General features: G+C 65.3%; 14 protein-coding genes. 9 read left to right on the top strand and 5 right to left on the bottom strand.

Going from position 1 to position 13,201, the window contains the following annotated elements; translation table 11 throughout:
* Positions 1 to 10: 10 nt before the first annotated feature.
* The 3 genes from BJA_RS03615 (at position 11) to BJA_RS03605 (ending at position 2,799) form a co-directional block, all read left to right on the top strand.
* Positions 11 to 703, top strand: coding sequence for a glutathione S-transferase family protein (locus BJA_RS03615; protein WP_011083540.1), 693 nt, complete (start codon positions 11 to 13; stop codon positions 701 to 703).
* Positions 652 to 1,830 (top strand): tRNA epoxyqueuosine(34) reductase QueG, encoded by a 1,179-nt coding sequence (gene queG, locus BJA_RS03610; protein ID WP_011083539.1) that lies wholly within the window; start codon positions 652 to 654, stop codon positions 1,828 to 1,830. Before BJA_RS03615 ends, queG begins: the two co-directional genes overlap by 52 nt.
* 171 nt (positions 1,831 to 2,001) lie before the next feature.
* Positions 2,002 to 2,799, top strand: coding sequence for an acyl-CoA thioesterase domain-containing protein (locus tag BJA_RS03605; protein ID WP_063921367.1), 798 nt, complete (start codon positions 2,002 to 2,004; stop codon positions 2,797 to 2,799).
* 147 nt (positions 2,800 to 2,946) lie between these two features.
* Here the strand turns inward: BJA_RS03605 and BJA_RS03600 are convergent, their stop codons facing one another.
* Together BJA_RS03600 and BJA_RS03595 are read right to left on the bottom strand one after the other, a co-directional pair.
* The gene (locus BJA_RS03600) at positions 2,947 to 3,414 is read right to left on the bottom strand and encodes a nuclear transport factor 2 family protein (RefSeq protein WP_038965148.1); all 468 of its coding nucleotides are present in this window, start codon (positions 3,412 to 3,414) and stop codon (positions 2,947 to 2,949) included.
* Positions 3,415 to 3,569: 155 nt separating this feature from the next.
* Complete coding sequence (locus BJA_RS03595) at positions 3,570 to 4,382, bottom strand: alpha/beta hydrolase (protein WP_011083536.1); 813 nt, start codon at positions 4,380 to 4,382, stop codon at positions 3,570 to 3,572.
* A gap of 249 nt (positions 4,383 to 4,631) precedes the next feature.
* Between BJA_RS03595 and infC the strand changes: the two genes are divergently transcribed.
* On the top strand, positions 4,632 to 5,171 hold the full coding sequence (gene infC, locus BJA_RS03590; protein ID WP_011083535.1) for a translation initiation factor IF-3: 540 nt from the start codon (positions 4,632 to 4,634) through the stop codon (positions 5,169 to 5,171).
* A 62-nt stretch (positions 5,172 to 5,233) separates the two neighbouring features.
* On the opposite strand, the gene BJA_RS03585 is transcribed toward infC, so the two are convergent.
* A complete protein-coding gene (locus tag BJA_RS03585) occupies positions 5,234 to 5,641 on the bottom strand; it encodes a hypothetical protein (protein ID WP_028172475.1) in 408 nt (135 codons plus the stop codon).
* A gap of 273 nt (positions 5,642 to 5,914) precedes the next feature.
* On the opposite strand from BJA_RS03585, the gene rpmI reads away from it, so the two are divergent.
* A complete protein-coding gene (rpmI, locus tag BJA_RS03580) occupies positions 5,915 to 6,115 on the top strand; it encodes a 50S ribosomal protein L35 (protein ID WP_008539890.1) in 201 nt (66 codons plus the stop codon).
* 80 nt (positions 6,116 to 6,195) lie between these two features.
* Entirely contained in the window at positions 6,196 to 6,555 is a 360-nt protein-coding gene (gene rplT, locus BJA_RS03575) for a 50S ribosomal protein L20 (RefSeq protein ID WP_011083533.1), read from the top strand.
* Positions 6,556 to 6,587: 32 nt separating this feature from the next.
* Here rplT and BJA_RS03570 read toward each other — a convergent pair whose 3' ends face one another.
* Positions 6,588 to 7,001, bottom strand: a complete 414-nt coding sequence (locus tag BJA_RS03570) for a hypothetical protein (protein WP_038965146.1) — start codon at positions 6,999 to 7,001, stop codon at positions 6,588 to 6,590.
* Positions 7,002 to 7,151: 150 nt separating this feature from the next.
* Here BJA_RS03570 and pheS point away from each other — a divergent pair, with 150 nt between their 5' ends.
* Genes pheS through BJA_RS03555 form a run of 3 tightly spaced genes read left to right on the top strand, consistent with a single transcriptional unit; the run spans position 7,152 to position 11,463 of the window.
* Entirely contained in the window at positions 7,152 to 8,234 is a 1,083-nt protein-coding gene (gene pheS / locus BJA_RS03565) for a phenylalanine--tRNA ligase subunit alpha (RefSeq protein WP_011083532.1), read from the top strand.
* Positions 8,231 to 10,639, top strand: a complete 2,409-nt coding sequence (pheT, locus tag BJA_RS03560) for a phenylalanine--tRNA ligase subunit beta (protein WP_011083531.1) — start codon at positions 8,231 to 8,233, stop codon at positions 10,637 to 10,639. Before pheS ends, pheT begins: the two co-directional genes overlap by 4 nt.
* A 53-nt stretch (positions 10,640 to 10,692) precedes the next feature.
* A complete protein-coding gene (locus BJA_RS03555) occupies positions 10,693 to 11,463 on the top strand; it encodes a sulfite exporter TauE/SafE family protein (RefSeq protein WP_011083530.1) in 771 nt (256 codons plus the stop codon).
* 167 nt (positions 11,464 to 11,630) lie between these two features.
* Here the strand turns inward: BJA_RS03555 and BJA_RS03550 are convergent, their stop codons facing one another.
* Positions 11,631 to 13,019, bottom strand: a complete 1,389-nt coding sequence (locus BJA_RS03550) for a flavin monoamine oxidase family protein (protein WP_011083529.1) — start codon at positions 13,017 to 13,019, stop codon at positions 11,631 to 11,633.
* Between the last annotated feature and the right edge of the window lie 182 nt (positions 13,020 to 13,201).

The following is a 13,201-nucleotide window of genomic DNA, read 5'->3' as shown; positions in this document are numbered from 1 at the left end:
CAAAGGCTTCATGTTTACGCTGTTTCATCATCCGTTCTGTCCGCATTCGCGCTTCATCCGCTTGATCGCGGGCGAATACGGGCTCGACCTCAAGCTGGTCGAAGAGCGCAGCTGGGAACGGCGCGAGGCATTCCTGCTGCTCAATGCCGCCGGCACCACGCCGGTCCTGGTGGACGAGGAACAGCCGCCGATACCGGGCGCGGCGATCATCGCCGAATATGTCGACGAGGCCTACGGCGCGGGGATGGGACCCAAGCGCCTGATGCCGGAGACGCTTCCCGAACGCGTCGAAGTGCGCCGGCTGATGGCCTGGTTCAACGAGAAGTTCTTCGAGGAGGTCTCCCACCCGCTCGTCACCGAGCGCATCTACAAGCGCTTCATGAGCGAGGAGAACGGCGGCGGTGCGCCCTCGGCCGACGTGATGCGCGCCGCCAAGGCGAATGTGCGCTATCATCTGGCCTATATCGGCTGGCTGGCGCAGACGCGTAACTTCCTCGCCGGCGACCGGCTCACCTACGCGGATCTCGCCGCCGCGGCGCATCTTTCGGCGATCGACTATCTGGGCGACGTGCCATGGAGCGAGGACGACGCGGCAAAGGCGTGGTACGCGCGGGTGAAATCCCGCCCGTCGTTCCGCCCGCTGCTGAGCGAATGGCTCGCCGGCGTGCCGGCGTCGCGGACCTATGTGGACCTGGATTTCTGAGCTCTGCCGATCTGTCTGAACTGAAGGCGAAGTTGACGACCGAGGCAAAGGCGCTCGGCTTCGACTGCATCGGCGTGACCGAGCCCGGCACGATCGAGACGGCCGGAAAACACTTCCTCGAATTCATCGCCTCGGGCGGCCATGGCGACATGGACTGGCTCGCAGCACAGCCGGAGCGCCGCGTCGATCCGCGCGGGCTGTGGCAGGACGTGCGCAGCGTCATCATGCTCGGCGTCAATTACGGCCCCGACGCCGATCCCCTCGCGATCCTCGAGCAGCGCACGCGCGCGGCGATCTCGGTCTATGCGCAGGGAGACGACTATCACGATCTGGTCAAGAAGCGCCTGAAGGCGCTGGCGCGCTGGCTGGTCGCGGCCGCACCGTCGGAAGTGAAGGTGTTCGTCGACACCGCCGCGGTGATGGAAAAGCCGCTGGCGCAGGCCGCGCATCTGGGCTGGCAGGGCAAGCACACCAATCTCGTCTCGCGCGAGTTCGGCTCCTGGCTGTTCCTCGGCGCGATCTACACCACGCTCGACTTGCCGCGCGACGCTGCCGAGATCGATCATTGCGGCTCGTGCCAAGCCTGTCTCGACATCTGCCCAACCGCGGCGTTCCCCGCGCCGTACAAGCTCGATGCGCGCCGCTGCATCTCGTATCTCACCATCGAGAACAAGGGCGCGATCCCGCGCGAATTTCGCAAAGCCATCGGCAACCGCATCTATGGCTGCGACGATTGCCTCGCCGCCTGCCCCTGGAACAAGTTTGCGCAAGCGGGACGCGAGGCCAAGCTCGCCGCGCGCGACGAATTGCGTGCGCCTGGCCTCGCCGAATTGGCGCGGCTCGATGATGCGGCGTTTCGTGCGCTGTTCACGAAGTCGCCGGTCAAGCGCATCGGCCGCGATCGCTTCTTGCGCAACGTGCTGATCGCGATCGGCAACTCGGGAGAAGCGGCGCTGGCCGAGGAGGCGCGGCGATTGCTGGGGGATGAGAGCGCATTGGTGCGCGGTGCTGCGGTGTGGGCGCTGGCGCAGTTGGTGGCGCGGGATGCGTTTGAGGCGATGAGATCCGTCGCGATGGGCAACGAGCACGACGAAGGCGTGCGTGAGGAGTGGGACCTCGCCACCTAATTCTCGGTGTCATGCCCCGCGAAGGCGGGGCATCCAGTACGCCGAGGCCTATCGATTGAACCACAACCGTCTCGGAGTACTGGATCGCCCGCCTTCGCGGGCGATGACAGCGGAGAACGAGGAGAACGGGCGCCCTTGATTTCCCCGCGCGTTCCTTCAAGGTCGCGCGTCATGACAGACATGCCTTTCTTCACCCGCGACGGCGATACATTCCATCCGACGGAAGTCGCCAATGGCCCGTGGGATCCGAAATCGCTGCACGGACGCGTCATCGTCGGCCTGCTCGGCTTCGCCATCGAGGAACGCCATTCCGGCCCTGAATTCGTGCCGGCGCGGCTGACCGTCGACATGTTTCGGCTGCCGACGATCGACAAGCCGATCGAAGTGACGACGCGGCTCGTGCGTGACGGCCTGCGCATCCGCGTGGTCGAGGCGGAATTTGTCTCCGGCGGCGTCGGCATGGCGCGCGCCTCCTGCCAGCTGCTGCGCAAGACGCAGAACCCTGATGGCAATGTCTGGTCGCCGCCGAACTGGGACGTGCCGAAACCGGCCGACATTCCAAAGCCGACCGATCCCAGGCTTGGCATGCACGGCAAATGGACGACGCGGCCGATCGTCGGCCATATGGGCTCGCTCGGTCCGCGCCGGCTCTGGATGAGCGAGGTGCGCGAGCTCGTTGCCGGCGTGCCGATGACGCCGTTCGTGCATGTCGCTGTTGGCGCCGATTTCGCCAGCCCCTTTGCCAACGCCGGCGACCAGGGGCTCGGCTACATCAACAGCGACGTGACGATCTATCTGCACCGCCTGCCGGTGACGAACTGGATCGGCTTCGACGTGGTGAACCACCAGGCCACCGACGGCGTCGCGATCGGCGAATGCTGGCTCTACGACGAACAGGGCCCGATCGGCACGGCCACCGTCGCCGCGCTGGCACAGCGCAAGCCGATGGCGAATCCGTCGAAGCGGTAGAGATACGAGGTCTCTCGACTTTGTCATTCCGGGATGCGCCGTCAGGCGCAGACCCGGAATCCATCGAGCCGCAGGCCGAGAGGCGAAATGGATTCCGGGCTCGCGCCAAGTGGCGCGCCCCGGAATGACGAGAGGAGAGAGTCGCGCCTACGCCAGATGCCGCTTCATCTCCGGCCGCGCCTTGAGCTCCGCGCCCTGCCTGGTGACGATCTTCGCAATTCTTTCAGGCGCGAACTTCAAATCGACGAACGCCGGCGCGGTGTTGGCGACCTCGTGATAGCTCGCGATCCTGCCGCCCTTTAGCGTCATGACCGCGACACCTTCGAACATCGCACGCGCGCCGCTCGCTTCCGGCAAGGTCGAACGATAGCTGAAAGTGTAGCGCGCATAGAGCGTGGTGCCGTCGGTTACGGGATCATGCATGTCCCAGCGAAAGTCGGTCGCCGTGCGATAGAACCAGTCATCGATCATGGCGGCGATCTTCTCGCGGCCTGCGAACGCGCCGTAGAAGACATCGTGATAGACGCCGTCCTTGATGAAGAGATCGGCAAACGCGCGGCCGTTGCGCTGTTCGACAGCGTCGCAGAAGGCGCGCAGCATGGCGGTGGTGGTCATCGGCGCTTCTCCCATTCTCCGTCATGCCCCGCGCAGGCGGGGCATCCAGTACGCCGCGGCTTCTCGGTTCAAGCACAACGGCTGCTGGAATACTGGATTGCCCGCCCCAGTGCGCAATTGCGCACAAGGCGGGCAATGACAGCGACGACGACATGTCACCCGATCTCGGCCACCGCGGCAAGAATGCGCGCGATGTCCTGCGGGCGCGAGAGGCGGTGGTCGCCATCCTGGATCAGGGTCAGCACGACGTCGTCGGCCGGCAGACGGTGCGTCAGCGCGAACGCGTGCTGCCAGGGCACATCAGGGTCCTGTGCGCCTTGCAGGATGCGGACGGGACAGCCGAGATCGATGGCGCCGCCGAGCACGAGATGGTTGCGGCCCTCCTCGATCAGATTCCGCGTGATCGGATAGGGCGAGCCGTCGCCATACTCGGACGGCCGCAGCCAGACGCCCTTGGTCTCGATCTCCTTCTTCACCGCAGCCGGAAAATTCTTCCACATCAGCTCCTCGGTGAAGTCGGGCGCCGGCGCGATCAGCACGAGGCCGGCGAGCGACGCGCTCTCTTGCTGGTTCTCTTGCCGGTTCTCCTGGCGCTTCCTGATCTCGCGCGCGAGCAGCAGCGCCATCCAGCCGCCCATGGAGGAGCCGATCAGGATCTGCGGGCCGTCGCAGAACCGCTCGAACACCGCGACGCTCTCCTCCAGCCAGCGCCCGATGGTTCCGTCGGCGAAATCGCCGCCCGATTCGCCGTGGCCGGAATAGTCGAACCGGACCGCGGCGCGGCCGTGATCCCCAGCCCAGGCGTCCAGCGCCAGCGCCTTGCTGCCCTGCATGTCCGACTTGAACCCGCCGAGCCAGACGAGGCCGGGGCCCTTTCCGGCGCGGCGGCGCACCGCGATCCTGCGCGCGGACGCGCCCTCGCCCACATCGATGAAATCGAGCACGGTATCGGGAATTGCATCGGTCATGGAACGTTTACTCTGGCTGTGTGGTTTGAGCTGCCTGGGCGTGTTCCGTGGTGCCGCCGGACACCGGCATTGGCCCTTTGGGACGCTTGCGGAACAGAGGCAAGGTGTCTATGTCGGTCAGCGTGCCCGGGGGCGTGTCCAAAATGCCTCGCATTTGAGGGTTTTTCGCTTCGCGTACGCGACTTGCTTGCCGGCAAACGCATCTTCCTTCAAAATAGCCGCTTCTTTCACAACTTTGGAGAACCACCCATTCGCCGTCCTAATAAAGCTCCGCCCGCTGCCAGCAAAGACGGGCCGCGCATCAATGATGATATCCGCAATGCGCAGATCCAGCTGATCGATCAGACCGGTGACAACAAAGGCACGGTCGAGACCGTCGTCGCCATCAAGATGGCCCAGGAAGCTGGCATGGATCTGGTCGAGATTTCGCCGAATACCAGCCCTCCCGTCTGCAAGATCATGGACTACGGGAAGTACAAGTATTCCGCTCAGAAGAAAGCCGCCGAAGCCCGCAAGCGGCAGAAGACCGTCGAGATCAAGGAGATCAAGCTCCGCCCGATGATCGACGATCACGATTACGACGTGAAGATGCGCGCGATGCAGCGGTTCTTCGAAGAGGGCGACAAGGTCAAGATCACGCTGCGCTATCGCGGCCGTGAAATGGCGCACCAGGAGATCGGCACCAAGCTTCTGGACAAGATCAAGACCGACGTCGCCGAGCTCGCCAAGGTCGAGCAGGACGCGCGGTTCGAAGGCCGTCAGGTCGTCATGGTGCTGGCGCCGCGCTGACGCCAGTTATTTGGGATTGAGAGTTAACGGCCCGTCCGGATCTCCGGCGGGCCGTTTGTGTGTCAGCTTCGCGTCGCGTGCCAGGTGCCGCTGCACTGGTCGCCGGAAATGATGCCGCGCCACGAGCCGGCGCCGTTTACGCCGGCAAGCCGGCCGCCGCCGCTGGCATGGGACGCGCCGACGGAGACATAGACCGCCACCATGCCGGAGCGCTTGACCCTGCCCGAGACGCGGCCGCCGCCGGCTGACGAGACGCGGCCGCCGGTCACGGTGAAGGGGACGCTGTAGCCCGAGCTGCAATTGCCACGGGTGGTGGCGAAGGTGACGTTCCAGATGCCGTCATAGCCGCCGGCGCGGGCATCGGCGGTGGACGGCAGCGCAGCGGCGGCGAGCACGGCAAGCAGCGCCAGGCGGCGCGGGCGGGTAAATTGCGGGACAAATTGCGGGATTAATTGCGAGAAATGGGCCATTTTGGTCCTGCTCCAGGCGACACGGCTTGGACATGAGGATAGCAACTCCGGATAGTCGGCGGGCGGGTTTCGGCGGTTCATCGTTGCCAATCGGCTCCCGCTCTGGCATAAGCCCAGCCTTCATCGCCCGGCTGATTAAGGGCTGCCGTGGCGGTGTTTCGTGCGGGTTTCGCGCTTGTTCGTAGAAACCTGAGCACAATCAACGCTCTAACGAGCATTTTTGACGGCCAGCCGCCTTCGCGGGCGGATTTCTGTGGCCATTAGGAGAGCCAAATGCCCAAGCTGAAGACCAAATCGGGCGCTAAAAAGCGCTTCAAGGTGACTGCCACCGGCAAAGTGATGCACGCCCAGCGCGGCAAGCGTCACGGCATGATCAAGCGGACGAAGAAGCAGATCCGTCAGCTTCGCGGCACCCGCGTGCTGTTCAAGACCGACGGCGACAACGTCAAGAAGTACTTCTTGCCGAACGCCTGATCGCGTCCACGATCACTGCCACCTCAGCCGCGCCTTCCGCGGCGATCCGAAAACCAAGTCATCTCTGAAGGATTTTTGTCATGTCTCGCGTCAAACGCGGTGTGACCGCCCACGCCAAGCACAAGAAAGTCTACAAGGCCGCCAAGGGCTTCTACGGCCGCCGCAAGAACACCATCCGCGCCGCCAAGCCGGCCGTGGAGAAGGCCCAGCAGTACGCCTTCCGCGACCGCAAGCGCAAGAAGCGGACGTTCCGCGCGCTCTGGATCCAGCGTCTCAACGCCGCTGTGCGTCCATTCGGCCTGACCTACAGCCGATTTATCGACGGTCTCGCCAAGTCGGGCATCACCGTGGACCGCAAGGTGCTGTCGGATCTCGCGATCAACGAGCCCGCGTCGTTCCAGGCGATCGCCGAGAAGGCCAAGGCCGCGCTCGCGGCCTGAGGTCTCTCGCGCGCGGGCCTAACGATTCCTGACTAGCGGTTCTTGGGGCCCGCAGCCTGCAGCGCGCGTTGCGAGTAACGCTGGGCGACCTCCGCCCGGCAGAATGCTGCGAACGACAGATACATGGTGCCGGATTTATTCCGGTACTTTCGGTCGCAGACGCGCATCTCGCGTTGATAGGCCTGTTTCTGCGCAGCGTTGAGGCCGGGCATGAAATCCGCCTCGCATTTCTTCTCGACGGCGGCGCCGAGCTGGACATCGCCGCTCGCGGTCAACTGGCAATCCTGAAACACCTTCATCGCGCTTTCGCAGCCCTTCTGGGCGTTGATGGTGTCGACGACCTCGTCCAGCGTCATGGACTTCTCCATGCAGACCATGGCGCGTGCCGGGGTGCCGGCAATCGATAGAACGACGGCCAGAATGGCCAGGCAGGACCTTGAGAGCATCACGAAGTCTCCTCGTATCCCCCTTGGTGCCAGCGCCCCGCGCGAGGTTCAACCCAGCCGTTCTTCAGCCCGAAATGACCGGCTTTTCGCTTGACGTTACGGCCTTCCGGCGGCGACAACCCAGCCGAATTTAGCAGCAAGGATTTGACTGTGTCCGACCTCGCAACGCTCGAAACATCCATCCTCGATCAGGTCGCCGCCGCCGGCGACGAAGCCGCCCTCGAAGCGGTACGCGTCGCAGCCCTCGGCAAGAAGGGTTCGATTTCCGCGCTGCTTGCCACGCTCGGCAAGATGTCGCCGGACGACCGCAAGACGCAGGGCGCCGCGATCAACCAGGCCAAGGACAAGGTCACCGAGGCGCTCGCAGCAAGGCGCGACGTCTTGAAGTCGGCGGCGCTCGATGCGCGGCTCGCGTCCGAAACCATCGACGTGACGCTGCCGCTGCGCGAGGCGCCGACCGATGCCGGCCGCATCCATCCGCTGAGCCAGGTCTGGGACGAGCTGACGACGATCTTCGCCGACATGGGATTCTCAGTCGCCGAAGGTCCCGACATCGAGACCGACGACTACAACTTCACCAAGCTGAACTTCCCGGAAGGCCATCCCGCGCGCGAGATGCACGACACCTTCTTCTTCCATCCGAAGGAGGACGGCTCGCGCATGCTGCTGCGGACCCACACCTCGCCGGTGCAGGTGCGCACGATGCTGAGCCAGAAGCCGCCGATCCGCGTGATCTGCCCGGGCCGCACCTACCGCATCGATTCGGATGCGACCCACACGCCGCAATTCCACCAGGTCGAGGGGCTCGTCATCGACAAGCACTCGCATCTCGGCCACCTCAAATGGATCCTGCACGAGTTCTGCAAGGCGTTCTTCGAGGTCGACCACATCAACATGCGCTTCCGGCCGTCGTTCTTCCCGTTCACCGAGCCGTCGCTGGAAGTCGACATCCAGTGCCGCCGCGACAAGGGCGAGATCCGCTTCGGCGAGGGCGAGGACTGGCTGGAGATTCTCGGCTGCGGCATGGTGCACCCGAACGTGCTGCGCGCCTGCGGCATCGATCCCGACGAATACCAGGGCTTCGCCTGGGGCATGGGCATCGACCGCATCGCCATGCTGAAATACGGCATCGCCGATTTGCGCCAGCTGTTCGACAGCGACGTCCGCTGGCTGTCCCATTACGGCTTCAAGCCGCTCGAAGTGCCGACTCTCGCGGGAGGGCTGAGCTCGTGAAATTCACCCTCTCCTGGCTGAAGGATCATCTCGAGACCGACGAGCCGCTGGACAGGCTCGCCGAGAAGCTCACCATGATCGGGCTCGAGGTCGAGAACATCGAGGACAAGGCGAAGGCGCTGAAGCCTTTCACCATCGCGAGGGTGATCTCGGCCGAGCAGCATCCGAATGCGGATCGCCTGCGCGTCTGCATGGTGGACACCGGCGACGGTGGCGCGCCGGTGCAGGTCGTGTGCGGCGCGCCGAATGCGCGCGCGGGTCTCGTCAGCGTGTTCTCGGCCCCTGGCACCTACATTCCGGGCAAGGACATCACGCTGGGCGTCGGCACCATCCGCGGCGTCGAGAGCCGCGGCATGCTGTGCTCGGCGGCCGAGCTCCAGATCTCGAATGACCATGACGGCATCATGGAATTGCCGGCGGACGCGCCGATCGGCGCTGCTTACGCCGAATGGGCCGCGCTCGGCGATCCCGTGGTCGAGATCAATTTGACGCCGAACCGGCAGGACTGCACCGGCGTGCACGGCATCGCGCGCGACCTCGCCGCCGCCGACATGGGCAAGTTCAAGGACCCGACCATCAAGCCGGTCAAGGGCGAATTCCCTTGTCCCGTGAAGGTGACGGTCGAGGACGCCACGCTCTGTCCGGGCTTCGCGCTTCGCCTCGTGCGCGGCGTCAAGAACGGCCCGTCGCCGGAATGGCTGCAGAAGCGGCTGACGGCGATCGGGTTGCGTCCGATCAACGCGCTGGTCGACATCACCAACTTCATGACCTACGACCGCGCGCGCCCGCTGCACGTGTTCGACGCCAGGAAGGTGAAGGGCAATCTCGTGGTGCGCCGCGCCCGCGACGGCGAGACGCTGCTCGCGCTCGACGGCCGCACCTACAATCTCGATCCCGCGACCTGCGTGATCGCCGATGAGCACGGCGTCGAATCGCTCGCCGGCATCATGGGCGGCGAGGCCTCCGGCTGCGACGAGAACACCACCGATGTCTTGATCGAGTCCGCGCTGTGGAACGAGATCAACATCGCCCAGACCGGCCGCAAGCTCGGCATCAATTCCGATGCACGTTATCGCTTCGAGCGCGGCGTCGATCCGGCCTTCATGGTGCCGGGGCTGGAGCTCGCGACCAAGCTGGTGATGGAGATGTGCGGCGGCGCGCCGTCCGAGAACGTCGTGGTCGGCAAGGCCTTCGGCGATGACCGCGTGATCGATTTCCCGGTGACCGAGGTCAAGCGCCTGTCCGGCATCGAGGTGCCGCAGCCGGAGATGAAGCGCATCCTGACCCATCTCGGCTTCATGATGGCGGGCCCGGGTCCCGTGGTGAAGGTCGCGGTGCCCTCGTGGCGCACCGATGTGCACGGCAAGGCCGACATCGTCGAGGAGATCGTCCGCATCTACGGCGTCGACAAGGTGCCGATGACGCCGTTCGAGCGCGGCGATGATGCGCGCAAACCGGTGCTGACCCCGCTCCAGCTCCGCACCCGCCGCGCGCGGCGCGCGCTCGCGAGCCGTGGCATCATCGAGGCGGTGACGTGGTCGTTCATCACGAAGTCTGCGGCAAAACTGTTCGGCGGCGGCCAGCGCGAACTCGAAGTCGCCAACCCGATCGCATCTGATCTCTCCGACATGCGCCCGACTCTGCTGGCGGGCCTGATCGCGGCGGCGCAGGCCAATGCCGATCGCGGCTTCGGCGATGTCGCGCTGTTCGAGGTCGGCCAGGTGTTCAAGGGCGATCGCCCGCAGGATCAGTTCATGGCGGCGAGCGGCGTGCGCCGCGGCTTTGCCTCGTCCGAGGGTCTCGGACGGCACTGGTCGGGCTCGGTGCAGGCTGACCTGTTCGACGCCAAGGCCGATGCGCTGGCGGTGCTGGCCGCTGCCGGCGCGCCGATGCAGGCGCTCCAGATCGTGGCCGGTGGACCCGGCTGGCTGCATCCTGGGCGTTCCGGCACGATCCAGATCGGCCCGCAGAACGTGCTCGGCTATTTCGGCGAGATGCATCCGCGCGCGCTGGAAGCGCTCGGCGCCGACGGTCCGCTGATGGTGTTCGAGGTCATCCTCGACCGCGTCCCCGAGGCCAAGAAGAGGCCGACCCGCGCCAAGCCCTTGATCGAGCTGTCGGCCTTCCAGCCGGTGTCGCGCGACTTCGCCTTCATCGTCGACCGCACCGTGAAGGCCGGCGACATCGTGCGCGCCGCGCAAGGCGTCGACAAGAAGCTGATCACCGGCGTCAACGTGTTCGACGTCTACGAGGGCAAGGGCATCGATGACGGCAAGAAGTCGATCGCGATCGCGGTGACGATCCAGCCGCGCGAGAAGACCCTGACCGACCAGGAGATCGAGGCCGTCGCCGCGAAGGTCGTGGCGGAGGTGACGAAGAAGACCGGCGGCACGCTGAGAGCATGATGCCGAAAAGTGTGAAGCGGTTTTCGGACAACATCATGCTCCAGAAATAAAGCATGAGTCTCACGGACTTCCTCCCCAAGGACGTCAGCTTCACCATTGCGATGGCGCTCTGCGCCGTCGCTTTCGTCTCGGGTACCGCGCGCGGCTTCTCCGGCTTCGGCTCGGCGCTGATCTTCATGCCGCTGGCGAGCAGCTTCGCGGCGCCGCGGCTCGTTGCCGCCCTGCTGCTCGTGATCGATTTCGTCGCAGCGCTGCCGCTGCTGCCCGACGCGTGGCGCAAGGCCGACCGCAAGGCCACGGCCGTGATCGTGCTCGGCGCGCTGATCGGCGTGCCCATAGGCACCTATTTTCTCAGCGTGCTCGAGCCCGTCACCACGCGCTGGATCATCTCCAGCTTCGTCGCCGCGCTATTGCTGCTGCTGCTGTCGGGCTGGCGCTATCGCGGCGAGGACCACGCCTGGCTCTCGGTCGGCATCGGCGGCCTCTCGGGCTTCTGCAGCGGCCTCGCGCAGACCGGAGGGCCGCCGATCGTCGGCTACTGGCTCGGCCGCCCGATCGCATCGATCGTCGCGCGCGCCAACATCCTGCTGTTCTTCGGCGCGTCGGATTTCTTCTCGATGGTCAGTTACGCGACGACAGGCCTGATCAGCCGCGAATCGCTGATGCTCTCGCTCATCGTCGGTCCGGTCTACGCCATCGGCGTCGCATTCGGCGCCTCACTGTTCGGCCGCGCCAGCGAAAAAGTATTTCGCGGCATCTGCTACGTGCTGATCGCGATGGCGGTTGTTTTTGGGCTGCCGGCGCTGGATGGGATTTTGCGCTAACTCCCCAATGTCGTCCTGGCGAAAGCCAGGACCCATTACCCCGGTCAACGCTTGTAATGCGAGCGGGTCACTCCGAGTCTTCGCCAAACTACTTCTTGGGGTAATGGGTCCTGGATCTGCGCTCCGCTTCGCTGCGCTTGTCCAGGACGACAGCTGGATCAATTCCCCTACTGGCGCGGCGCCCGCCGCTTCTTCGTCGATTGCGTCGGCACATCGGCCGGCTCGTCCTTGAGCGCGCCGATCTTGCGCAGCGCTGCGTCCGCGGCGCGCTCGCCGCTTTCCCAGGCGCCGTCGACGGTGCCCCACAGCGTCTCGTGGGTGGCTTCGCCGGCGAGGAACAGATTGCCGATCGGCTCGGTCAGGATCTTTCGCGAGAGCTGACCGCCGGGCGAGGACGCCGACATCGCGCCCATCACGAAGGGCGAGGCATTCCAGCGCGTCGCGCTGGTCTTCTGCACGATGGCCGCGGCCTCGCTGCCGAACAGCTTTGCGATCCATTCCTTCGCGAAGGCCGCCATCGCCTTTTCGCCCTGCTCCGACAGATCGCGGCCGAACGAGCCGCCGACGTCGATCGAGCACAGCGAGGAGCCGCCGATATTGGCGAACAGCAGCGCGGTGCGCGTCGAATTGCTCTGCTCGATGAGGATGTCGTCGCGCGCAAGACCAAGCGGATTGCCCGGCAGCTGCAGCACGATGTGGTCGTAGCTGCCGAGGCTGAGCTTTGACGCCGCGTCCAACGTGCGCTTGGGAATATCGGGTGCGAACTTGATCGCGCCCGCGGTCAGCACGTTGGTCGAGACCGTGACGATGGCGGCACGCGCGGCGATCTTGCCTCCCTGCGTCTCCACACTGACGTCGCGATTGCTCCAGCTGATGCGGCTTGCCGGCGTCGACAGCGCGACCGGCGCCTGCTCGCCGAGCTTCGTGATGAGCGTACCCAGGCCCTGACGGCAGGCGATCGCGGCATTGCGGTCCTGCGCGCGCGCCTTGTCGATCGCAGAAAGCTCCTTCAGGTCCTTGCCGGCAAAGCTCGCGCCCAGCATGAACTCGGCCGCACCCGCCCAGTCGCCGAGATCCTTCGGCAGCACGGAGGCGCAGGAGGTATCGAGCTTGCCACGCGCGGCCTCGTCGATGGCGCGGTTGGCGCGCACCAGCGCCGCCAGGAATTCCTCGGTCTCGCCGGCGCGCGCGTTGCGGCGGCCGATGCGCATCTTCTGGCCCGATGGCGCCGGCAGCACGTCGAGGCCCGCGCTGCGCGCCAGCCGGATCATCGGATTGGTCTCGGGATTATGCATCCAGCGCGCACCGCGATCGAACGGTACGTCGAAGGTCGTGGTATCGGTGATGCAGCGGCCGCCGATCTGCGATGCCGCCTCGACCACCACGACCTTGCGATTGGCCGCCATGATGCGCCGCGCTGCGGCAATTCCGGCGGCCCCCGCGCCGATCACGACGATGTCAGCCTCGCGCGGCAGGGGTGCGGCGGTTGCGCGCAGGACCGGCATCGCGGCAAAGGCCGCCGACGCCGAAAGGAAACCGCGGCGCGTGATTGTCATGTCATGGTTTCCGGAGACTTGCGGCAAACGGGAACAGCCAGCGAACCTTGCCGTATCTCATGTTGCACGGCAACCATCATGGTGAATCAATCGTGCTTGATCTCACAGAGTGATGAACCGAATTGCAACACGTTTCGACCATGATAGAGAAGGGAAAAAAGGCGGCCGGAAAAGGCCGCGGG

Origin of the sequence: Bradyrhizobium diazoefficiens USDA 110 (genome assembly GCF_000011365.1) — a bacterium.
Lineage (GTDB): Bacteria > Pseudomonadota > Alphaproteobacteria > Rhizobiales > Xanthobacteraceae > Bradyrhizobium > Bradyrhizobium diazoefficiens.
This window is presented reverse-complemented; position numbering and strand designations above follow the sequence as displayed.

Coding starts and splice junctions, on each gene's coding strand:
- BJA_RS03615 (WP_011083540.1), top strand. CDS start 11: ATGTTTACGCTGTTTCATCATCCGTTCTGTCCGCATTCGCGCTTCATC.
- queG (WP_011083539.1), top strand. CDS start 652: ATGGCTCGCCGGCGTGCCGGCGTCGCGGACCTATGTGGACCTGGATTT.
- BJA_RS03605 (WP_063921367.1), top strand. CDS start 2,002: ATGACAGACATGCCTTTCTTCACCCGCGACGGCGATACATTCCATCCG.
- BJA_RS03600 (WP_038965148.1), bottom strand. CDS start 3,414: ATGACCACCACCGCCATGCTGCGCGCCTTCTGCGACGCTGTCGAACAG.
- BJA_RS03595 (WP_011083536.1), bottom strand. CDS start 4,382: ATGACCGATGCAATTCCCGATACCGTGCTCGATTTCATCGATGTGGGC.
- BJA_RS03585 (WP_028172475.1), bottom strand. CDS start 5,641: ATGGCCCATTTCTCGCAATTAATCCCGCAATTTGTCCCGCAATTTACC.
- rpmI (WP_008539890.1), top strand. CDS start 5,915: ATGCCCAAGCTGAAGACCAAATCGGGCGCTAAAAAGCGCTTCAAGGTG.
- rplT (WP_011083533.1), top strand. CDS start 6,196: ATGTCTCGCGTCAAACGCGGTGTGACCGCCCACGCCAAGCACAAGAAA.
- BJA_RS03570 (WP_038965146.1), bottom strand. CDS start 7,001: ATGCTCTCAAGGTCCTGCCTGGCCATTCTGGCCGTCGTTCTATCGATT.
- BJA_RS03555 (WP_011083530.1), top strand. CDS start 10,693: ATGAGTCTCACGGACTTCCTCCCCAAGGACGTCAGCTTCACCATTGCG.
- BJA_RS03550 (WP_011083529.1), bottom strand. CDS start 13,019: ATGACAATCACGCGCCGCGGTTTCCTTTCGGCGTCGGCGGCCTTTGCC.